This window comes from Variovorax sp. GW458-11-26-14-LB1 (assembly GCF_059423965.1).
On the sequence record NZ_JBWKYW010000020.1, the window covers coordinates 26,099 to 45,847 of the forward strand.

Below are 19,749 nucleotides of genomic sequence, written 5' to 3' on the forward strand. Positions count from 1 at the left end.
CTTGTGGCGACTTCAACGCGCCTTCCAACTGCCTTCTCGCACGCTCACGACAGTGAGGGCCGTGCAAGTTCGCACGCAGAAGGACACCCGCCATGGACACCCCCACCACCCCACGCCCCGGCCGTTGGCTCTGGCTCGCCACCGTGAGCCTGGCCACCGTGGGTTTCATCGCCATGGGCGCCCGCCCGGTCCACGCGCAGGAAGCGCCCGCCGGTCCGCGCCTGAAGACCGAGAGCCCGTACTTCTTCGTCAAGAGCGACGACCCCTCGGTCGACCGCCTGCCGCTGAAGGGCACCGAGGTCTCGGTCAAGATTTCGGGCGTGATCGCCGACGTGACGGTCACGCAGACCTACCGCAACGAAGGCCAGCGCGCCATCGAGGCGAAGTACGTGTTCCCCGGTTCCACCAAGGCGGCCGTGAGCGGCCTCAACGTTCGCCTGGCCGACCGCCTGATCACGGCGCAGATCCGCGAGAAGCAGCAGGCCAAGATCGAATACGACGCCGCCAAGAAGGAAGGCAAGACCGCCGCGCTGCTCGAGCAGCACCTGCCCAACGTGTTCCAGATGAACGTCGCCAACATCCTGCCGGGCGACGACGTGAAGGTCGAGCTGCGCTACACCGAGCTGCTGGTGCCGCAGTCGGGCAACTACCAGTTCGTGTTCCCGACCGTGGTCGGCCCGCGCTACAACTCGCCGCAGTCTGAGAACGCCAAGGCCTCATGGCCGGCGCAGCCCACGCTGCGCGCCGGCGTGGCACCGAGCACCAGCTTCAAGCTCACGGCAAGCATCGACACGCCGATGGGCCTGAAGGAAATCCGCTCCGCCACGCACACCATCGACGTGAAGAAGCGCGACGAAGACCAGCACGCCGACATCGCGCTCAGCGCCGACGGCCGCCCCGCCGACAACCGCGACTTCGTGCTCGACTACCGCCTGGCGGGTGAAAAGATCGAATCGGGCCTCATGCTCTACAAGGGCCAGGGAGAGAACGCAGAAAACTTCTTCCTCGCCATGGTCGAGCCGCCCAAGGCCGTGACCGCCAGCGCCATCTCGCCGCGCGACTACATCTTCGTGGTCGACATCTCGGGCTCGATGCACGGCTTTCCGCTGGACACGGCCAAGACCGTGCTCGAACGTCTGATCGGCGGCCTGCGCCCCAGCGACACCTTCAACGTGCTGCTGTTCTCGGGCAGCAACAAGATGCTGTCGCCGCAGTCGGTGCCGGCCACGCGCGCCAACATCGAGCAGGCGCTCGCCACCATCAAGAACTACAGTGGCAGCGGCAGCACCGAGCTGATCCCCGCGCTCAAGCGCGTGTACGCCGAACCCAAGGCCGCGAACGTGTCGCGCACCGTGGTGATGGTGACCGACGGCTACGTGACGGTCGAGCGCGAAGCCTTCGAGCTGGTGCGCAACAACCTGTCGAAGGCCAACGTGTTCGCCTTCGGCATCGGCTCGTCGGTGAACCGCAGCCTCATGGAAGGCATTGCGCGCGCCGGCATGGGCGAGCCCTTCATCATCACCGACCCGGTGCAGGCACCCGAGCAGGCCGCGCGCTTTCGCCGCATGGTGGAGTCGCCCGTGCTCACGAACGTGAAGGCCACCTTCGGCGGCCTGGACGTGTACGACGTGGAGCCGCAGGCGCTGCCCGACGTGCTGGGCGAGCGCCCCGTGATCGTCTTCGGAAAATGGCGCGGTGAGCCCAAGGGCCGCGTGATCATCGAAGGCCAGAGCGCCACCGGCCCGTACCGCGAGGAGGTGCGCATCACGCCGCAGACGCGCCAGGACACGGCCGCGCTGCGCACGCTGTGGGCACGCCACCGCATCCAGAGCCTGAGCGACCAGGAAGCGCTCGAGGGCAGCGCCGCCTTCAAGGACCGCATCACCGAGCTGGGCCTGAAGTACAGCCTGCTCACGCAGTACACCAGCTTCATCGCGGTGGACAAGGTGGTGCGCAACGTCGCGCCGCAGAACAGCGTGGACGTGAACCAGCCGCTGCCGATGCCGCAAGGCGTGAGCGACCTGGCACTGGGCGCCGAGGTGCCGAGCACGCCGGAGCCGGAAACGCTGGGCGCGATCGCCGTCGTGCTGTCGATGCTGGCCATGCTGCGCCGCCGCGCACGCCGCAACGATCCCCGTCGTTTCACGGCTTGAACACAGGACGCACGACCATGTCTCTGGCAACCCTGGCCCACCACCATCCGCGCGTCGTGGACTGGGCCATCCGCATCGACCGCACGCCGGCCTTCGGCTGGCTCGCGCTGCAGTGCGCCGCGCTCGCGCCCACCTGGGCCTGGATGGCGCGCCGCCTGCAGGACGGTTCCGACGATCCGCTGGGCCTCGTGGCGCTGGTCGCCCTGGCCGCGCTCGCCTGGCAGTGCCGGCGCGAGCTGCGCGCCTCGCCGCGCCTGGGCTGGCTGGCGCTGGCCGGCGCCGGCACCGTGCTCGCCACGCTCCTGCGCACGGGCGGGGGCGGCCTGCCCGCGCTGCCGCCGCTGGCCTCGGGCTTGGTGGCGGTGCTCTCGCTCGCGGCCGGGCTGCTGGCCTTCCTGCCGCGCGGCGTGGCGGCGCTGCCGGTGGCCGGGCTGTCGGTGCTGGCGCTGCCGCTGCTGTCGTCGCTGCAGTTCTACGCCGGCTACCCGCTGCGCGTGGTGACGGCCGAAGCCAGCCGCTGGCTGCTCGCGCCGGGCTTCGAGGTGGCGCGCGAAGGCGCGACGCTGATGGTCGACGGGCGCCTGGTGATCGTCGACGCGCCCTGCTCGGGCGTGCAGATGGTGTGGCTGGGCTACTTCACGGCCTGCGCGGTCGCGCTGTGGGCGCGGCGCAGCGACCGCACCTTCCTGCGCCGCCTGCCGGCCGTCGGCCTGCTGGTGCTGGCCGGCAACATCGTGCGCAACAGCGTGCTGATCGCTTTTGAAGGCGCCGGCCACGCGCTCGCGCCGTGGGCGCACAACGCGCTGGGGCTGGTGCTGCTGGCCGTGGTGTGCGGCGCCATCGCGCGCCTGATGGTGCCGGCGCGCGTCGCACCGCGCATCGAATTCGACCGCCCGCTGCCGGGCCTGATCACCGCCGAAGGAGGCCACCGTGTCGATACCGTTCGTTGAGCGCTGGTTCGCCAACCATTTCATCAACCGCGTGGGCCACAAGAGCGCCTTCGCGTTGGCGATGCTGCTGTGCGTGCTCTGGTCGGCCGCCGCGGCGCTGCGCGCGCCGGTGGCCGAAGCCGACGCGGTGGGCGCCCACGAATGGCCCAGCCAGTGGGACGGCGTGCCGCTGCGCCCGCTGGCGCTGAGCGAGGTGGAGCAGCGCTTTGCCGATCGCTTCCCGGGCGCCATCGGCCGCATGACCGACGGCCACCAGACGCTGGTGATGCGCGCCGTGAACCGGCCCACGCGCATGCTGCATCCGGCCGCCGACTGCTACCGCGCGCTGGGCTACCGCATCGAGCAGGCGCGGCTGGAACGCGACGCGCAGGCGCGGATGTGGCGCTGTTTTGTGGCGCAACGGCACGGTACGGCAAATTTCCGCGTCTGCGAGCGCATCGTCGACGCCCAAGGCACGGCTTTCACCGACACTTCGGCCTGGTACTGGGCGGCGGCCAGCGGCCAGTCGCACGGTCCGTGGCAAGCTGTCACCGTGGCAAGACCGATGTGATGAGAACGTGTTTGTGAAGAAGACCCTGCGATTCGTGCTTTTCGGGCTGCTGGCCCTCGTCCTGACCGCCCTGGTGGCCATCTTCCTGATCGCCAAGATCGCCCTTGCGCCGGCGGCGGGCGAATGGAGCACCACGGTGAAGGCCGGCCCGCTCTCGTTCGAGATCGGCGTGCCCACCGCGGTGCGCCTGGCCACTTCGTCCTGGTTCGCGCCGCGGCTGAACGGCCACGCGCTGGACACCCGCTTCGGCACCGTGCATTTCACCTGGGACGAGAAAACCGGCCAGCAGCAGATGCGCTGCGCGCCGTGCAGCGCCGACGTGCCTGCGCTCGGTACGCAGCCGATCAAGGTCGAGCGGCTGGTGGCCACCGTGCGGCGCGACGGCAACACGCTGGCCGGCACCTTCGAGGCCACGCCCCAGGCGGCCGACAGCAACGCCCTGCTGCAGGGCACCTGGACCGGCCGCCTCGCGCCGAAGAACCTGCAGCTCGACGTTCGCGTGCAGGACGCGCCCATCGCCCGCTGGTACGCCGTGCTGGTGCCGGCGCTGCCCGAGCTGCAGCGCGCCCGCATCGGCGGCACGCTGGCGCTGCAGGCGCAGCTGCTGCTGCCCGACGCCACCTTCGCGGTGCAGCCGACCATCGGCCAGTTCACGGTCGAAGGACTGGGCACTGAGGCCATGCTGGGCGCGCGCACCAGCTGCGGCCCGTCGGGCAAGCTGGCCAACGACAGCTGGCTGGCGCGCGCCGTCATCGCGGCGGAAGACCAGCGCTTCTTCAGCCACGCCGGCTACGACCTGACCGAAATCCTCGCCTCGATCGACCACAACCAGAAGCCCGGCCAGACCCGGCGCGGCGGCAGCACGCTCACGCAGCAGCTGGCCAAGCTGCTGGTCACCGGCAGCGACCGCACGGCCGAGCGCAAGCTGCGCGAGCTGCTCTATGCGGTCGAGATGGAGCAGACGCTGGGCAAGGCCCGCATCCTGCAGCTGTACCTCGACAACGCCCCGTGGGGTGGCAACCTCTGCGGCGGCGAGGCCGCGGCGCGGCGCTACTTCAAGCGCAGCGCGCGCACGCTCGAACCGGCGCAGGCCGTCTGGCTCGCGGCCATGCTGCACAAGCCGCAGGCCGTGCTGGAGCAATGGCGGCGCGACGGCCACATCGATGCCGACCGCACCAAGTGGGTGGCCGAGAGCGTGCGCGGCATCAGCCGCAACCAGCGCGAGGCGCTGCTCAAGAGCGTGGCCGCGGCCAAGTACGCGCCGCCGGAGGCCGTGCAATGAGCATTGCCCCGCACGACATCGAAGCCATCGAGCGCGCCACCGTCGCGGCGGTCGCACCCGAAGCCTGCGAGGAACTCGACGGCTGGCTGCTGCCCTTCGACCGCGGCACCGTCAAGCGCGCCCGCTCGGCCGTGCCGCTGCACCGCGACCCGGTCGAGCCCGCCACGCTCGACCGCATCGAAGACCGCTGCGACAGCCGCCAGGTCGCGCCCGCGCTGCGGCTGGCCGACGCCGCCTGCTTCGACACCCTGCGCGCCGAACTCGCGCGCCGGCACTACATGGCCGACAGCCCGACCTGCGTGCAGACCGGCTCGGCGCGGCGCATGCGCGACCTCGTCGCGGCGGACGCGCGGCTGGCCGACGTCGACGCGACGCCCGATCCGGACTGGGCCGCGCTGTTCCTGGGCGAGGGCTTCGACCCGGTCGACGGCGTGCACCGCGTGCGTTCGCTGTCGCGCGCCACGGGCTCGCTTTTTGCCAGCGTGCGCGAAAACGGCGCCACCGTGGCGGCCGGCGCCATGGCCTTCGGCCACGGCTGGGCCAGCGTGCATGGCATGCGCACCGAACAGTCGCAGCGCGGGCGCGGCCTGGCCGGGCGCGTGCTGGCGGGCCTGGCGCAGGCGGCGCTGGCGCGCGGCGTCGAGCGGGTGTTCCTGCAGGTCGACGCGCAGAACCAGCCGGCGCTGGCGCTGTACCGCCGCGCGGGCTTCGAGACGCGCTGGCAGTACTGCTACTGGCAGCGCCAGCAGTGGCCGCGCTGAGCTGAACGGCTCCGGGCGGCGGGCATCCCCACCGGTGGCGCGGTCGGGGCTTTGGTGCCACCATGGGCGGCATGACGAACGTTCATGCCCACCACCACCCCACCGATCCCGTCGCCACCCCGCGCGGCATCGACCACATCGTGGCCGGTGTTTCCACCAGTGACGGCGACGGCGTCAAACTCACCCGCGTGCTGCAGCAGCCGCTGCAGAAGCGGCTCGACCCCTACCTGATGCTCGATGCCTTCGGCAGCGACAACCCGGGCGACTACATCGGCGGCTTTCCGAACCACCCGCACCGGGGCTTCGAGACGGTCACCTACATGATCGCCGGGCGCATGCGCCACCGCGACAGCGCGGGCCACGAAGGCCTGCTCGAGAACGGCGGCGTGCAATGGATGACGGCCGGCCGCGGCCTCGTGCACAGCGAGCTGCCCGAGCAGGAAGAAGGCCTGATGGAAGGCTTTCAACTCTGGCTCAATCTGCCCGCCAAGGACAAGATGCGCGAGCCCTGGTACCGCGACATCCGCAGCAGCGAGATCCCCGAGTTCACGACCGCCAGCGGCGCGCATGTGCGCGTGATCGCCGGCACCAGCCACGGCGTCGTGGGCGCGGAGCAGCGCGCGCACACCCAACCGCTGTACCTGGACATCACGCTGCCGCCCGGCGCCGAGTTCGCGCAGCCGCTGCCGCCTGACCACAACGCGCTGGTCTACGTGTTCCGCGAATCGCTGTGGATCGCGGGCAGCGAGGTGCCGACGCGGCGCATGGCCATCCTCGCGAACGACCCCGGCAGCGACGGCACGGTGCTGCGCGCCGGCGCCAGCAACCACAGCCCGGCGCGCGCGCTGCTCATCGCGGGCCGCCCGCTGAACGAGCCCATCGCGCAGTACGGGCCCTTCGTGATGAACACGCCCGAGCAGATCAAGCAGGCGGTGCACGACTTCCAGAACGGCAAGCTGGGCTGAGCCCGAAGCCTCTGTAGTCGCTCGCCTACCGCAAGTCGGCGTCGCGTGCGGTTCGCGCCGGCCGGTGCGCGGCCTAGATTGCGGTCATGCCTCCCACGATACGCAAGGGACAGGCGCCGCCCATGCTGCAGCGCGCCGAGTTCCACGACCGCTTCATGCAGAGCTTCCACGACCCGGCGTTCCGGGCCGAGACCGAGGCGCTGCGTCGCCTGGAAGACATCGCCTGGAAAGCCTACGACGAAGGCCGCAAGGCGCCCGTCACGCGCCGCGCCGGGCCGGGCTATGCCGACCCCGACTACGAGCTCTCGGTCGACTGGCTCGACGCCCGCGCGCGCATCGACGCGGCGCAGGACGCCTGGGGCCGGCCCGAGACGCGCTCGCGCGTGCTGCTCGTCAACGGCTCGCCGCGCAACGACGGCACCTGCCCCGGCGAAATCTCCAAGACCTGGCGCCTCACGCAGTGCGCGCGCGAGGTGCTCGAAGGCGGCGGCATCGAGGTCGACGTGCTCGACCTGAGCCGGCTCACGTCGGACTACGGCCGCCACATCCACCCGTGCAAGGGCTGCGTCTCCACCGCGATGCCGCTGTGCCACTGGCCCTGCAGCTGCTACCCCAACCACGCGCTGCGCCAGACCGGCGACTGGATGAACGAGATCTACGAACGCTGGGTGGCCGCGCACGGCGTGATCGTGCTCACGCCCACGCACTGGTACCAGGCCGCGAGCCCGCTGAAGCTCATGATCGACCGCCTCGTGTGCGCCGACGGCGGCAACCCCGACCCCACCAGCACGCACGGCAAGAAGCCCGACGAGGCCAAGGCCCTGGAGCTCGAAGGCTGGGGCTATCCCAAGCACCTGGAAGGCCGCGTCTACGGCGTGGTGGTGCACGGCGACGTGGCCGGCCCCGAGGGCCTGCGCCGCAACCTCACGGACTGGCTCGACTGGATGGGCCTGGTCGACGCGGGCGCGCAGGCGCGGCTCGATCGCTACATCGGCTACTACGCGCCCTACGCCACCAGCCACGAGGCGCTGGACGCCGATGCCGACGTGCAGGAAGAGGTGCGCAATGTCGCGCGCGCCGTGGTGTTGGCGGTGGCCGCGCTGCGTGCCGGCAAGCTGCAGGTGCCCGACCGCGGCTTGAAGGCGCCCCGGCCCAAATAAGTCACGCTGCAGGCGGCAGGCCCGCGCTGCGGTTCATGCTTCTTTACGCACGCTCACGTTCGGCTCACGGACGCGTTACAGAGGCGCTCCACACTTCGTCTCACCCGCTGCCCTTTGGTGGCGGACTTCTTCGAAAGGAAGCGACTCTCATGATCTCTCTTCGCCAACGCATCGTCTGGGCCAGCCTGCTGGGTTCGGCCGCCCTCGCCTCTTCGGGTGCCTTCGCTCAGGCGCCGGCCGCCACCGCGCCGTCGACCGCCGCGCCCACGGCCGCCACGGCCCCCGCCGATGCCACCGCCGCACCCAAGGCGCAGCACAAGCGCATGGACCCGGCCCAGCGCATGGAGCGCATGAAGGAGCACCGTGCCAAGCGCCTGGCCGCGCTGAAAGACAAGCTCAAGCTCACCAGCGCCCAAGAAGGCGCGTGGAGCAGCTTCACCGAGGCCAGCCAGCCGCCGGCCGGTGCCGCCCGCCCGCAGCGCATGGACCGCGCCGAGTTCGCCAAGCTGACCACGCCGCAGCGCCTGGAGCACATGCAGGCCCGCCAGGCCGAGCGCAGCGCCCGGTTCGCCAAGCGCGCCGAAGCGACCAAGACCTTCTACGCCGCGCTGACGCCCGAGCAGCAGAAGACCTTCGACGCCGAGACCGCGAAGTTCGCAGGCCACGGCCATCGCTTCCATCGCGGTGGGCATGAAGGCCACCACGGTGCAGCGCCTGCCAAGAGCTGAGGCTGACCAGGCGGCCGGCTGAAGGGAGCCGGCCTCCAGGAAAGGGCAGGAAAAAAGCCCGCGATGCGCAAAGCATCGCGGGCTTTTTCGTGGGCGCGCGGTGTTACTGCGGCGTGCCCGTCTTCTCGGTCGGGTTGGTCGGCACCGCCGGGCGTTCACCCGGCTGGCCGAAGCGCGGCTTCACGTGCTGCGTCTCGGCGCGCACCTCTGCGCGCGAGCGCTCGCCGGTGGGCGACGGCATCGCGTTGGGCTGGTGGTTCACGGTGGTGCTGGCCTCGCCCTTGGGTACCACGCTGTTGGCGTTGTTGCGGTTCTGTGCGCGGGCCTCGGCCTTCACGGCTTCGCGCGAGACGGGCATCGAGCTGTCGCCCGCCATCGGTTCGACGGGCGCCGGTTTCTGAGCCTGGGCGACGCCCGCGCCCAGCAGGGCGGCGAGCAGCGCGGTGGGGATCGTCAGGCGTTGCAGGGTGGTCATCATGGAAAGCTCCTTTGCAGATGGAAAAAGGCACAAAGCACGAGCGCGTTGGCATCGGCTTTGAAACCACCGTAGGAGCCTCGATTAGGGCGTGATGTGGGGGTGCGGCAGGCCTGCCTGTAGGAGCCCGCCGCCCTTGCGTGAAAGGCACGCGAAGAAGGTGGCGCGTTCCTACAGTCGGCGCGGGCGCGGGCACGTACAACGGGAACACCGATGTCCTCCCCCATCACTTCCCCGCTGCCCGAGGCCGCTGTCGCCGCCGCACCGGCCTCGCTCAAGGTCATGACCGTGAACACCCACAAGGGCTTCACGGCGCTCAACCGCCGCTTCATCCTTCCGGAGCTGCGCGACGCGGTGCGCACCGTGGGTGCCGACGTGGTGTTTCTGCAGGAGGTGATGGGCACGCACGCGCGCCATTCGCGCACCGTGAACAACTGGCCCGAGGCGCCGCACTACGAATTCCTGGCCGACACGATGTGGCCGCAGTTCGCCTACGGGCGCAACGCGGTGTATCCGAAGGGGCACCACGGCAACGCCGTGTTGTCGAAGTTTCCGATCGTGCATTTCCGCAACCACGACGTGTCGGTGAGCGGCCCCGAGAAGCGCGGCCTGCTGCACTGCGTGCTGCGCCTGCCCGGGCGCACGGTCGACGTGCATGCGATCTGCGCGCACCTGGGGCTGGCCGAGGCGCACCGCCAGCAGCAGCTGGAGCTGCTGTGCCACATCGTGCGCGACGAGGTGCCGGCCGACGCGCCGCTGATCGTGGCGGGCGACTTCAACGACTGGCGCGCCCGCGCGCACGACGTGCTGGCCGAAGGCGCGTCGCTGCGCGAGGTGTTCGTGCATGCCCACGGCCGCGCCGCGCGCACCTTTCCGGCGCGCCTGCCGCTGCTGCCGCTGGACCGCATCTACGTGCGCAACGCGGGCGCGCACGCGCCCGTGGTGCTGCCGCGCCGGCCCTGGTCGCACCTGTCGGACCATGCCCCGCTGGTGGCGGACATCGACCTGTGAGCAGCGAGGCCCCCATGCGCGACACCCCCGAGCGCGCCGGCCACTGGACCGGCGGCAATCGCATCGACCTGCTGGAGAACGGCGAGGAATTCTTTCCGCGCGTGTTCGAGGCTATCGGCGCGGCGCGGCGCGAAGTGATCATCGAGACCTTCATCCTGTTCGAGGACAAGGTGGGCCTGGCGCTGCACGCGGCCATGCGCGCGGCGGCGCAGCGCGGCGTGAAGGTCGACCTGATGATCGACGGCTTCGGCTCGCCCGATCTCTCGCACGCGTACCTCGAGAGCCTGGCCACGGCCGGCGTCAAGGTGCGCGTGTTCGACCCGGGCCAGCGCTTCCTGGGCCAGCGGCTCAACGTGTTCCGCCGCATGCACCGCAAGATCGTGGTGGTCGACGGCGAACGCGCCTTCGTGGGCGGCATCAACTACTCCGAGGACCACCTGCTCGACTTCGGTCCCAAGGCCAAGCAGGACTACGCGGTCGAGCTGGCCGGGCCGATCGTGGCCGAGATCCATCAGTTCGTGCTGCGCGCCATCGCGGTCGGCGGCAAGGGCGTGGGCTGGTTCCGGCGCCGGCTGAAGCAGGCACCGCCCGCGTCGCAGCTGCAGGCCGCGGCGGGCGAGGCCGACGCGATCTTCGTCACGCGCGACAACCGCCGCCACACCAACGACATCGAGCGCCACTACCGCGCCGCGATCCGCGCCGCGCGCGAGCGCATCGTGATCGCCAACGCGTACTTCTTTCCGGGCTACCGGCTCATCAAGGAGCTGCGGCGCGCGGCGCGGCGCGGCGTCGATGTGCGCCTCATCCTGCAGGGCGAGCCCGACATGCCGATCGTGAAGACGGCCGCCGGCATGCTGTACCACCACCTGCTGCACGCGGGCGTGCGCATCTACGAGTACTGCGATCGCCCGCTGCACGGCAAGGTCGCGCTCATGGACGACCGCTGGAGCACGGTGGGCTCGAGCAACCTCGACCCGCTGAGCCTGTCGCTGAACCTCGAGGCCAACGTGGTGGTGCGCGACACCGCGTTCAACAAGGTGCTGTGGGAGCGCATGGACCATCTCATGCAGCACAGCTGCAAGCAGATCGGCACGCACGACCTGGCCAGCGAATGGAGCGGCTGGCGGCTGGTGCGCAGCTTCTTCGTCTTCCACTTCTTGCGCTGGTACCCGTCGTGGCTGAACCGCCTGCCGCGCCATGCGCCGCGCCTGACGCCGGCCGAGGCGACCGATCTCATGGCGCAGCAGAAGAAGCGCGGCGACGAGGGCACGGCGCGCACGGAGACGGCATGAGCGCATCCCTCGCCCTCACGCACCGGCCCTGGTGGCCGTGGGCGCGGCGCGTGGCGATCTGGGCATTCTTCGGCGGCATCGCCTGGCTGCTGCTGAAGCAGGCGCGCACCATCGACTGGGCCGAGGTGTTCGCTGCGCTGCGCGCGCTGCCGGCCCTCACGCTGCTCGCGGCCGGCGCGCTGGCCGCCGCCAGCTTCGCGCTCTACAGCACCTACGACCTGCTTGGGCGCCACCTCACGAAGCACCGTCTCGGCGCGGGCACCGTCATCGGCGTGACCTTCATCAGCTACGCCTTCAACCTCAACTTCGGCTCGCTGGTGGGCGGCGTGGCCTTCCGCTACCGGCTGTACTCGCGCCTGGGGCTGGGCAACGAGACCATCACGCGCGTGCTGGGCTTCAGCATGCTGACCAACTGGCTCGGCTACCTCGTGGTGGCCGGCGCGGCGTTCTGCTTCTGGCCGATGGCGCTGCCGCCCGACTGGAAGATCGACGGCGGCGGCCTGCGCATGCTCGGCGCGGTGCTGCTCATGGTGTCGCTGGCCTACCTGGCGCTGTGCGCGTTCTCCGATGGCCACGTCTGGCGCGTGCGCGGCCATGCGCTGCGCACGCCGAGGTTGCCGATGGCCTTGCTGCAGCTGGCGATGTCGTGCGTCAACTGGTCGCTCATCGGCGGCGTGATCTGGGTGCTGCTGCAGGGCGAGGTCGGGTATCCGCAGGTGCTCGCGGTGTTGCTGGTCGCGGCGGTGGCGGGCGTGGTCACGCACGTGCCGGCGGGGCTCGGCGTGCTGGAGGCGGTGTTCGTCGCGCTGCTCGCGCACGAGGTGCCCAGCGCCCGGCTGCTGGGGGCGCTGCTGGCCTACCGCGCGCTGTACTACCTGCTGCCGCTGGCCGTGGCGCTCGTCGCCTACCTCGTCACCGAGGCGCGTGCACGGCGCTTGCGCGCGGATGCCGGCAACAACCACAACAAACGTCAAATATTGCCCGCAGAAAGCAATCAATCGGTGAAATGACGGTCAGGAATTGTTGCACTGCAACAATTTTCACTTTGCAGGCCTATAGTGGCCCTCTGTTCCCCTACGTGCCCTCTTCCCATGTCGTCCTTCAGTACCACCGCCCGCGTGGCCAGCCCGCTGATGCAATGGGTCGACCTGGCCCTCAAGACCCACGAGACCCTGCTGTCGTCCGGCACGGTGATCCGCATGCGCACCGAGCGCATCGCCAAGGCCGGGCTCACGCCCAGCGCCGCCGACCTCGCGGAATTTCATTTGATGGGCCACGAAAAGCTCGCCGCGGCGAGTGAATCGGGCCTGGCGATGGCCCGGCAGTGGCACAGCAGCCAGGCCTCGCTGGCCCAGCGGGCATGGCAGCAATGGCTGCAGGGCGCCACGGCGCTCTTCTCACTGGCCGGCAGTTTCACGCCGGCGCAGGCGGCCACGCATGGCGACGCGCTCGTGCAGGCCACGGCGCGCGGTGCCAGCACGGCGGGTCAGCTCACGGGTGTGGCGGTGCGCATTGCGCGCGAAGGCCTGAAGCCGATCCACGCGGCCGCCACGTCGAACGCGCGGCGACTGCTGGCCGAACTGCAGGCCTGACGCCGCTGCGTTTCAGGGTTGCGCCGGGACCAGCGTCACCAGCGTGATTTCCGACGGCGCGCCGAAACGCTTCGGCGGCCCCCAGTAGCCGGTGCCCCGGCTCACGTAGATCCACATGTCGTGCAGCTTGTGCAGGCCGGCCGTGAACGGCTGCTGCATCGGCACGAACAGGTTCCACGGAAAGAACTGGCCGCCGTGCGTGTGGCCCGACAGCTGCAGCTGGTAGCCGGCCGCGGCCGCCACCGGCGCGCTGCGCGGCTGGTGCGCCAGCAGCACGCGCGTGTGCACCAGCGGTGGCGCGTCGTACAGCGCCAGGTGCGGGTCGCTTGCGTGCGCGGCGTCGAAGTGGCCGGCGGTGAAGTCGGTCACGCCGGCCAGCACCAGCGCGCTTTCGAACAGCTCTTCGTCGGTCTGCGCGCCGCGCACGTTGCGCGTCTGCAGCACCACGTGCTCGTTCAGCAGCACCTTCAGGCCGAGGCGGCGCAGCTCGTCGATCCAGGCGTGCGCGCCCGCGTAGTACTCGTGGTTGCCCGTGACCACGAAGGTGCCGTGGCGCGCGCGCAGCCCCGCCAGCGGCGCGATGTGATCGCGCAGCTCGGGCACGCTGCCGTCCACCAGGTCGCCGGTGATCGCGATGGCGTCGGCGCCGAGCCGGTTCACCGCGTCGACGATGCGCTGGATGTAGCCGTTGCGGATCGTCGGGCCCACGTGGATGTCGCTGAGCTGGGCGATCGTGAAGCCGGCCAGCGCCGCCGGCAGGCCGCGAATGGGCACATCGACCTGCTTCACGCCGGCCGTGCGGCGCGCGTTGACGAAGCCGACCAGCGACACGCCCGTGGCCAGCGCCAGCACCGCCAGCGCGCTCCAGGGCGTCACCCGATCCCAGGGCACCTGCAGGCCGCCGAGTGCGCTCGCCAGCCAGGCCAGCAGCAGGCCGAGGTCGCGCACCAGCGTCAGCACGAACAGCGAGGAGAACCAGCCCATGCTGATCAGGCCGATCCAGTGCAGCGTCTCGCCCGCCGGCTTCGCCTTGCGGTCGGCGCGGTGGCTGCGCGACACGAAGGGCAGCGGCATCGTGACCGCCGACACCGCCAGCAGCACGAGCGCCAGCGGCCACGCAGGCGTGAGCGACGCCAGCGCGGGCAGCAGGCGCAGCGCGATGTAGACGTGCAGCAGCGCGGTCAGGACGCTCAGGGGACGGATCGGCATGAGGACTGGGGGGACGCGGGCATTGCCCGGGACACGTCATCTGCAAGGCGCATGCCGCGCATTCAAGGCGTCGAAAGCTGCCTGGGTCGCTATTTTTTCTATAGCGCAGGGCAACCGGATAGCGGGCGTTATGGCGCCTCGGGCGTGACGTTTCGGTGTCGGCTGCGGCGTGGCGGCGCCGTGCTTACCGCACCGCGCGCGTGCCGGCCGACGCCATGTCGGTGCCCGCCGGCCATTCGAAGAGCGCCTTGGCCGGCGCGCCGGGCGACACCAGCAGCGTCTGCTTCAGCGTCTGGCCGCCGATGCGAGCCTCCACTTCATAGCGACCCGGCTCGAGCCGCGCCACCATGAACGGTCCGCCCGAGACCACGTTGTCGAGCAGCGCCGTGCCGTGGCTGTCGCGCACGGTGACGTGCACGCCGGCCGCGAAATCGGCGCGGCGGCCGTCCTTGATCGCGAATTCGAAGCTCGCGGGCCAGCGCGGCGACACGGTTTCCATCAACTGCGCCTCGTCCTGGCCGATGCCGCCGCTCATGTACTCGACGCCGTGCGCCATGTGGATCGGTGGGTTCATCGCGGCCTGGGCCGGCTGCGCCGAGAGCGCGCCGCCGAGCAGCACCAGCAAGGCGGCGCCGGCCGCCGCGGCCACGGGCCGGGCGTGCGAGAACAGAAACAGGGGATTGGTGGTGAGAGACATCGGAGCCTTCCTTTCCGGGCGGTGGTGGCGACACGCCACGCAGGAAGGCACTGTGCCGGGCACGACTTAAGGAAGACTTAACTGCGCGCGGGCCGCAGCGGCCCGCGTCCGGTGATCAGCGCGCGGCGGTTTGTGCCAGCGCCTGGGGCAGCGGTGGCGCGACCGAGGCCATGTCGAAGTTCGACGGCCAGACGAACGAGGCACGTGCCGGAATGCCGGCGATCACGACCAGTTGCTGCGTGAGCGTGAGCCCGCCCAGCGTCACGTCGACGTCGTAGGCGCCCGGTTCGAGCCGCGCGAGCATGTAGGGCGCTTGGGTCTGCACTTCCATCACCGTCTGGCCCGTGTACTTCTGGCGCACCTGGATCGAGGCCTTGGCCGGGAAGCCGGCCTGTTGCGCGCCCTTGCCGTCGTTCACGCGCAAGTCGATGGTCGCGGCCCAGCGCGGCGCGACCATTTCCAGGAAGGCGGCCTCGCCCTTGGCGGCACCGCCGCACATGTATTCGATGCCCTGCGCGACCTGGATCGGCGGGTTCGAGAACGCATGGGCCGGCGACACGGCCACGAGGAAGGCCGCGGCGACCGATGCGGCGCCCAGAACCAGTGCAGCCACGGGCTGTTGGAAACGCTTGGGGTTCATTGCTCTGTGTGTCCTCGATCTTGCGTGACAGGAAATCCGTCAGGAATTTTGCTTAGCAAGAGTCGGGCTAGATATAGCGTTTACGAGGAAGCTTCTGCGTTGCGCAGGTGAATGCTATTGTTTTCATAGCTGGTGACGCCCGTGTGACGGGCGCCAGTCCCGCTTTTCGGGAGTCTTTCATCGGAAACCCTGAGACGGGGCTCGCGGACGCGCCGAGAACGAGCGCTTTCCGATCCGGCGCCAGCCTCACAGCCTGTGCTGAATTGGCAACACAAGACGGAATTGGTGCGCAATTGACTGGGCATTCCCTAGCTATTGGAGGGCGCGCAAAGAAATTAGGCTCGGCGCTTCCTTTCAAAGCGCGCAAACCAAATGCTTCATTCAAATCGCCGATTCGTTTTTTTGCTGATGGCTTTGGGACTGGCCGCCCAGGCAAGCGCAGAGCAGCCGGTGCCGATCCGCATCGGCGTCATCGGCCCTTTCACCGGGCCGTCGGCCGATTTCGGCCTGCCCATGCTCAACGGCGTGAAGATGGCCGTCGACGAAATCAATGCCGTGGGCGGGTATCTGGGCCGCTCGCTCGAACTGGTGATCAAGGACGACCAGGCCAATCCGGACACCGGCCGTTCGCAATCCCAGGCATTGGTGAGCGAAAAAGTGGTCGCCACCATCGGCTTCTGCAATACCGGCGTGGCGATGAATTCATTGGCCGTTTTCAATGACGCGAAATTGCCGTTGATCGTGCCTTGCGCCACCGGCTCGCCGCTGACCTCGACCTATCCGCCGGCCACGAGCTACGTATTTCGCACCTCGCCGAAAGACAGCATCCAGGCCCCTTTCGTGGTCGACGACCTGCTGGCGCGCGGCTGGAAACGGGTCGCCGTGTTGCACGACAGCACCGGCTACGGCGAGGCGGGCGCCAAGGATGTCGAGAAGGCGCTGGCGGCCAAGCACCTCAAGCCCGTGTACGTGGGGAAATTTCCGCTCGGCGTGAAAGACCTGACGAAGGAACTGTCGGAGGCCAAGGCGGCCGGCGCGGACGTGATCTTCAGCTACACCGTGGGCCCCGAGAACGCCGTCATCGCGCGCAGCCGGCAGGCCTTGAACTGGAAGGTGCCGCAGGTCGGCGCCTGGACGCTGTCCTTTCCGTCCTTCATCGAGGGCGCCCGCGAAGCCTCCGAGGGCGCGCTGATGGCGCAGAGCTTCATCGCCGAGCCGAGCAACGAGCGCCGCTCGTCGTTTCTTTCCAATTACGCGCGGAAATTCAACACCAAGCGCATCCCGGTGCCGATGGCCGCCGCGCAGGCCTACGACGCCACCTACCTGCTGGCCCACGCGATGTTCAACGTGCCCAGCGGCAAGCTCGAAGGCCCGTTCATCAAGGCCGCGCTCGAGCAGCCCAAGCGGCCCTACTACGGCGTGGTCACGACCTACGACAAGTCGTTCTCGGAAAACGACAAGGATGCGCTGTCGCCCAACATGCTGGTGATGGGCGTGGTGCGCAACGGGCAGATCAGCTTCGCGTACCCGGAGGACGCGAAGCGCAACCTGTTCGTGCAGCGCAAGCAGTAGGAGGAGGCAAAAAAAAAGGGGCGCTTGCAGGCGCCCCCTTGGTGAACAGCGCGACACCGCCGGTGCCGCGCCATCGATCGATCAGACGTCGATGTTCGCCGCGCGCAGCGCGTTCTGCTCGATGAACTCGCGGCGCGGTTCCACCTCGTCGCCCATCAGCATCGTGAACACGCGGTCGGCTTCGATCGCGTCGTCGATCTGCACGCGCAGCAGGCGGCGCACGGTCGGGTCCATGGTGGTTTCCCACAGCTGCTCGGGGTTCATCTCGCCCAGGCCCTTGTAGCGCTGGCGCGAGGTGGCGCGTTCGGCTTCACCGATCAGCCACTTCATGGCCTGGCGAAAGTCGTCGACCTTTTCTTCCTTGCCGCGCTCGCCCTCGCCGCGCTTGACCAGCGCGCCTTCGGCGCTCAGCAGGCCGCGGAAGGTGTTGGCGGCCTGCGCCAGCGCGTCGTAGTCGGCGCCGTGCACGAAGTCCTGCGAGATCACGCTGGACTTGATGTTGCCGTGGTGGCGGCGGCTGATGCGCAGCAGCGGCTTGTCGGTGCGAGCGTCGAACTCGCTGCTCACCTCGGCCGGCACGCCGGTCGTGTTGAGCTCGCGCAGCTTGGCCTGCAGCGCCACGGCCGAGGCCTCGGCGGCGGCCGGCGTGTCGAGGTCGAGCGCCACGCCGTCGGCGATGGCGCGCAGAGCTTCGGCGTCCATGAAGTTGCGCAGGCGCGCAATCACGGCCTCGGCGACCTGGTGCTTGCGCGCCAGCTCGGCCAGGGTGTCGCCCGACAGCGTGGTCGAGGCGGCGCCGCCGGTCTCGATGCTCGCGTCTTTCAGTGCCACCTTGAGCAGGAAGGCGTCCAGCGCGGGGCCGTCCTTCAGGTACTGCTCTTCCTTGCCGACCTTCACCTTGTACAGCGGCGGCTGCGCGATGTAGATGTGGCCGCGCTCGACCAGCTCGGGCATCTGCCGGTAGAAGAAGGTGAGCAGCAGCGTGCGGATGTGCGCGCCGTCCACGTCGGCGTCGGTCATGATGATGATGCGGTGGTAGCGCAGCTTGGCGACGTTGAAGTCGTCCGCGCCGCCGCCCGCGGTGGTCGCGCCGGCGCGGCCGATGCCGGTGCCCAGCGCGGTGATCATCGTCAGGATTTCGTTGCTGGTGAGCAGCTTCTCGTAGCGTGCCTTCTCGACGTTCAGGATCTTGCCGCGCAGCGGCAGGATGGCCTGGAACTTCCGGTCGCGGCCCTGCTTGGCGGAACCGCCGGCGGAGTCACCCTCCACCAGGTAGACCTCGCACAGGGCGGGGTCCTTTTCCTGGCAGTCGGCCAGCTTGCCGGGCAGGCCCATGCCGTCGAGCACGCCCTTGCGGCGCGTCATTTCGCGGGCCTTGCGGGCGGCTTCGCGGGCGCGGGCGGCCTCGACGATCTTGCCGCAGATGATCTTGGCGTCGTTCGGACGCTCCTGCAGGTAGTCGGTGAGCAGGCGGCCGACGATGTCTTCCACCGGCGCGCGCACTTCGCTGGACACCAGCTTGTCCTTGGTCTGGCTGGAGAACTTGGGCTCGGGCACCTTCACGCTCAGCACGCAGCACAGGCCTTCGCGCATGTCGTCGCCGGTGACCTCGACCTTCGCCTTTTTCGCGAATTCGTTCTCTTCGATGTACTTGTTGATGACGCGGGTCATCGCGGCGCGCAGGCCCGTGAGGTGGGTGCCGCCGTCACGCTGCGGGATGTTGTTGGTGAAACAGAGGACCTGCTCGTTGTAGCCGCTGTTCCACTGCATCGCCACTTCGACGCCGATGTGCGTGCCGGGGATGCCGCCGTAGGTGTCGGCCGGCTTCTCGCCCGCGGCGTAGAACGAGTTCGGGTGCAGGACGGTCTTGCCCTTGTTGATGAACTCCACGAAGCCGCGCACGCCGCCGGCGCCGGAGAAATCGTCTTCCTTGCCGGTGCGCTCGTCGAGCAGGCGGATGCGCACGCCGTTGTTCAGGAAGCTCAGCTCGCGCAGGCGCTTGCTCAGGATTTCGTAGTGGAAATCGTTGTTTTCCTTGAAGATTTCCGTGTCGGGCAGGAAGTGCACTTCGGTGCCGCGCTTGTCGGTGTCGCCGATGACCTTCATGGGCGAGACCTCGAAGCCGTTCACGGTCTCGAGCAGGCGGTTCTGCACGAAGCCGCGGCTGAATTCGAGCTCGTGGATCTTGCCTTCGCGACGCACGATGAGGCGCAGCTTCACGCTCAGCGCGTTCACGCAGGAGACGCCCACGCCGTGCAGGCCGCCCGACACCTTGTAGCTGTTCTGGTTGAACTTGCCGCCGGCGTGCAGTTCGGTGAGCGCGATTTCAGCGGCCGAGCGCTTGGGCTCGTGCTTGTCGTCCATCTTCACGCCCGTGGGAATGCCGCGGCCGTTGTCGGTGACGGAGATCGAGTTGTCGGAGTGGATCGTGACGACGATGTCGTCGCAATGGCCCGCGAGCGCTTCGTCGATGGAGTTGTCCACCACTTCGAACACCAGGTGGTGCAGGCCCGTGCCGTCGGAGGTGTCGCCGATGTACATGCCCGGGCGCTTGCGCACGGCTTCCAGACCTTCGAGGATCGTGATCGCACCTTCGCCGTAGCTGGAGTCGGCGGGGACGCCTTCGGGCGCCACGATCTGGATTTCGGGGGTATAGACCGGCTCGGTGTGCGGCACGTCGGGCTTGTTCTCTTCTGCACTCATTCGGATATT

18 protein-coding genes are annotated in these 19,749 nt (G+C 69.3%); 13 read left to right on the forward strand and 5 right to left on the reverse strand.

Annotated elements, in window-relative coordinates; translation table 11 throughout:
• The first annotated feature begins 92 nt into the window (after positions 1-92).
• The 8 genes from AC07YS_RS15240 to AC07YS_RS15275 all read left to right on the forward strand — a co-directional run bounded on the left by AC07YS_RS15240 (position 93) and on the right by AC07YS_RS15275 (position 8,549).
• Positions 93-2,153, forward strand: coding sequence for a VIT and vWA domain-containing protein (locus AC07YS_RS15240; protein ID WP_495269205.1), 2,061 nt, complete (start codon positions 93-95; stop codon positions 2,151-2,153).
• 17 nt (positions 2,154-2,170) lie between these two features.
• Positions 2,171-3,103: an exosortase Q gene (xrtQ, locus tag AC07YS_RS15245; protein WP_495269206.1), complete on the forward strand. Its 933-nt coding sequence runs from the start codon at positions 2,171-2,173 to the stop codon at positions 3,101-3,103.
• Positions 3,084-3,653, forward strand: a complete 570-nt coding sequence (locus tag AC07YS_RS15250; RefSeq protein WP_495269207.1) for a hypothetical protein — start codon at positions 3,084-3,086, stop codon at positions 3,651-3,653. The genes xrtQ and AC07YS_RS15250 overlap by 20 nt, the downstream gene beginning before the upstream one ends.
• A 13-nt stretch (positions 3,654-3,666) precedes the next feature.
• Entirely contained in the window at positions 3,667-4,935 is a 1,269-nt protein-coding gene (locus AC07YS_RS15255) for a biosynthetic peptidoglycan transglycosylase (RefSeq protein WP_495269209.1), read from the forward strand.
• Entirely contained in the window at positions 4,932-5,696 is a 765-nt protein-coding gene (locus AC07YS_RS15260) for a GNAT family N-acetyltransferase (protein ID WP_495269210.1), read from the forward strand. The genes AC07YS_RS15255 and AC07YS_RS15260 overlap by 4 nt, the downstream gene beginning before the upstream one ends.
• Positions 5,697-5,767: 71 nt before the next feature.
• A complete protein-coding gene (locus tag AC07YS_RS15265; RefSeq protein WP_139702965.1) occupies positions 5,768-6,661 on the forward strand; it encodes a pirin family protein in 894 nt (297 codons plus the stop codon).
• Between the two features lie 86 nt (positions 6,662-6,747).
• Complete coding sequence (locus AC07YS_RS15270; RefSeq protein ID WP_447739742.1) at positions 6,748-7,821, forward strand: flavodoxin family protein; 1,074 nt, start codon at positions 6,748-6,750, stop codon at positions 7,819-7,821.
• Positions 7,822-7,970: 149 nt separating this feature from the next.
• Positions 7,971-8,549, forward strand: coding sequence for a Spy/CpxP family protein refolding chaperone (locus AC07YS_RS15275; RefSeq protein WP_095743018.1), 579 nt, complete (start codon positions 7,971-7,973; stop codon positions 8,547-8,549).
• A gap of 103 nt (positions 8,550-8,652) precedes the next feature.
• On the opposite strand, the gene AC07YS_RS15280 is transcribed toward AC07YS_RS15275, so the two are convergent.
• A complete protein-coding gene (locus AC07YS_RS15280) occupies positions 8,653-9,027 on the reverse strand; it encodes a serine/threonine protein kinase (RefSeq protein ID WP_240531255.1) in 375 nt (124 codons plus the stop codon).
• A gap of 210 nt (positions 9,028-9,237) precedes the next feature.
• On the opposite strand from AC07YS_RS15280, the gene AC07YS_RS15285 reads away from it, so the two are divergent.
• From AC07YS_RS15285 to AC07YS_RS15300, 4 genes are all read left to right on the forward strand, one after another.
• On the forward strand, positions 9,238-10,035 hold the full coding sequence (locus AC07YS_RS15285; protein ID WP_062480435.1) for an endonuclease/exonuclease/phosphatase family protein: 798 nt from the start codon (positions 9,238-9,240) through the stop codon (positions 10,033-10,035).
• Between the two features lie 14 nt (positions 10,036-10,049).
• Positions 10,050-11,327, forward strand: coding sequence for a cardiolipin synthase ClsB (clsB, locus tag AC07YS_RS15290; protein WP_095948531.1), 1,278 nt, complete (start codon positions 10,050-10,052; stop codon positions 11,325-11,327).
• Entirely contained in the window at positions 11,324-12,337 is a 1,014-nt protein-coding gene (locus tag AC07YS_RS15295; protein ID WP_495269211.1) for a lysylphosphatidylglycerol synthase domain-containing protein, read from the forward strand. Before clsB ends, AC07YS_RS15295 begins: the two co-directional genes overlap by 4 nt.
• 81 nt (positions 12,338-12,418) lie before the next feature.
• Positions 12,419-12,919: a polyhydroxyalkanoate granule-associated phasin gene (locus AC07YS_RS15300; RefSeq protein WP_307582449.1), complete on the forward strand. Its 501-nt coding sequence runs from the start codon at positions 12,419-12,421 to the stop codon at positions 12,917-12,919.
• Between the two features lie 12 nt (positions 12,920-12,931).
• Here AC07YS_RS15300 and AC07YS_RS15305 read toward each other — a convergent pair whose 3' ends face one another.
• From AC07YS_RS15305 to AC07YS_RS15315, 3 genes are all read right to left on the reverse strand, one after another.
• On the reverse strand, positions 12,932-14,128 hold the full coding sequence (locus AC07YS_RS15305) for a metallophosphoesterase (RefSeq protein ID WP_172438323.1): 1,197 nt from the start codon (positions 14,126-14,128) through the stop codon (positions 12,932-12,934).
• 184 nt (positions 14,129-14,312) lie between these two features.
• Positions 14,313-14,825, reverse strand: a complete 513-nt coding sequence (locus AC07YS_RS15310) for a hypothetical protein (protein ID WP_492742954.1) — start codon at positions 14,823-14,825, stop codon at positions 14,313-14,315.
• A gap of 115 nt (positions 14,826-14,940) precedes the next feature.
• On the reverse strand, positions 14,941-15,465 hold the full coding sequence (locus AC07YS_RS15315) for a hypothetical protein (RefSeq protein WP_307695326.1): 525 nt from the start codon (positions 15,463-15,465) through the stop codon (positions 14,941-14,943).
• 408 nt (positions 15,466-15,873) lie between these two features.
• On the opposite strand from AC07YS_RS15315, the gene AC07YS_RS15320 reads away from it, so the two are divergent.
• Positions 15,874-17,037 carry an ABC transporter substrate-binding protein gene (locus tag AC07YS_RS15320; protein WP_495269212.1) on the forward strand — a complete coding sequence of 388 codons (1,164 nt, stop codon included), beginning with the start codon at positions 15,874-15,876 and terminating at the stop codon, positions 17,035-17,037.
• A gap of 81 nt (positions 17,038-17,118) precedes the next feature.
• Here AC07YS_RS15320 and gyrB read toward each other — a convergent pair whose 3' ends face one another.
• Positions 17,119-19,740: a DNA topoisomerase (ATP-hydrolyzing) subunit B gene (gyrB, locus tag AC07YS_RS15325; RefSeq protein WP_062480420.1), complete on the reverse strand. Its 2,622-nt coding sequence runs from the start codon at positions 19,738-19,740 to the stop codon at positions 17,119-17,121.
• Positions 19,741-19,749: the final 9 nt, after the last annotated feature.

Excerpts from the sequence above, each read along its gene's own strand:
- AC07YS_RS15240 (WP_495269205.1), top strand. The coding sequence starts at position 93 with ATGGACACCCCCACCACCCCACGCCCCGGCCGTTGGCTCTGGCTCGCC.
- xrtQ (WP_495269206.1), top strand. The coding sequence starts at position 2,171 with ATGTCTCTGGCAACCCTGGCCCACCACCATCCGCGCGTCGTGGACTGG.
- AC07YS_RS15260 (WP_495269210.1), top strand. The coding sequence starts at position 4,932 with ATGAGCATTGCCCCGCACGACATCGAAGCCATCGAGCGCGCCACCGTC.
- AC07YS_RS15265 (WP_139702965.1), top strand. The coding sequence starts at position 5,768 with ATGACGAACGTTCATGCCCACCACCACCCCACCGATCCCGTCGCCACC.
- AC07YS_RS15270 (WP_447739742.1), top strand. The coding sequence starts at position 6,748 with ATGCCTCCCACGATACGCAAGGGACAGGCGCCGCCCATGCTGCAGCGC.
- AC07YS_RS15275 (WP_095743018.1), top strand. The coding sequence starts at position 7,971 with ATGATCTCTCTTCGCCAACGCATCGTCTGGGCCAGCCTGCTGGGTTCG.
- AC07YS_RS15280 (WP_240531255.1), bottom strand. The coding sequence starts at position 9,027 with ATGATGACCACCCTGCAACGCCTGACGATCCCCACCGCGCTGCTCGCC.
- AC07YS_RS15285 (WP_062480435.1), top strand. The coding sequence starts at position 9,238 with ATGTCCTCCCCCATCACTTCCCCGCTGCCCGAGGCCGCTGTCGCCGCC.
- clsB (WP_095948531.1), top strand. The coding sequence starts at position 10,050 with ATGCGCGACACCCCCGAGCGCGCCGGCCACTGGACCGGCGGCAATCGC.
- AC07YS_RS15295 (WP_495269211.1), top strand. The coding sequence starts at position 11,324 with ATGAGCGCATCCCTCGCCCTCACGCACCGGCCCTGGTGGCCGTGGGCG.
- AC07YS_RS15300 (WP_307582449.1), top strand. The coding sequence starts at position 12,419 with ATGTCGTCCTTCAGTACCACCGCCCGCGTGGCCAGCCCGCTGATGCAA.
- AC07YS_RS15305 (WP_172438323.1), bottom strand. The coding sequence starts at position 14,128 with ATGCCGATCCGTCCCCTGAGCGTCCTGACCGCGCTGCTGCACGTCTAC.
- AC07YS_RS15310 (WP_492742954.1), bottom strand. The coding sequence starts at position 14,825 with ATGTCTCTCACCACCAATCCCCTGTTTCTGTTCTCGCACGCCCGGCCC.
- AC07YS_RS15315 (WP_307695326.1), bottom strand. The coding sequence starts at position 15,465 with ATGAACCCCAAGCGTTTCCAACAGCCCGTGGCTGCACTGGTTCTGGGC.
- AC07YS_RS15320 (WP_495269212.1), top strand. The coding sequence starts at position 15,874 with ATGGCTTTGGGACTGGCCGCCCAGGCAAGCGCAGAGCAGCCGGTGCCG.
- gyrB (WP_062480420.1), bottom strand. The coding sequence starts at position 19,740 with ATGAGTGCAGAAGAGAACAAGCCCGACGTGCCGCACACCGAGCCGGTC.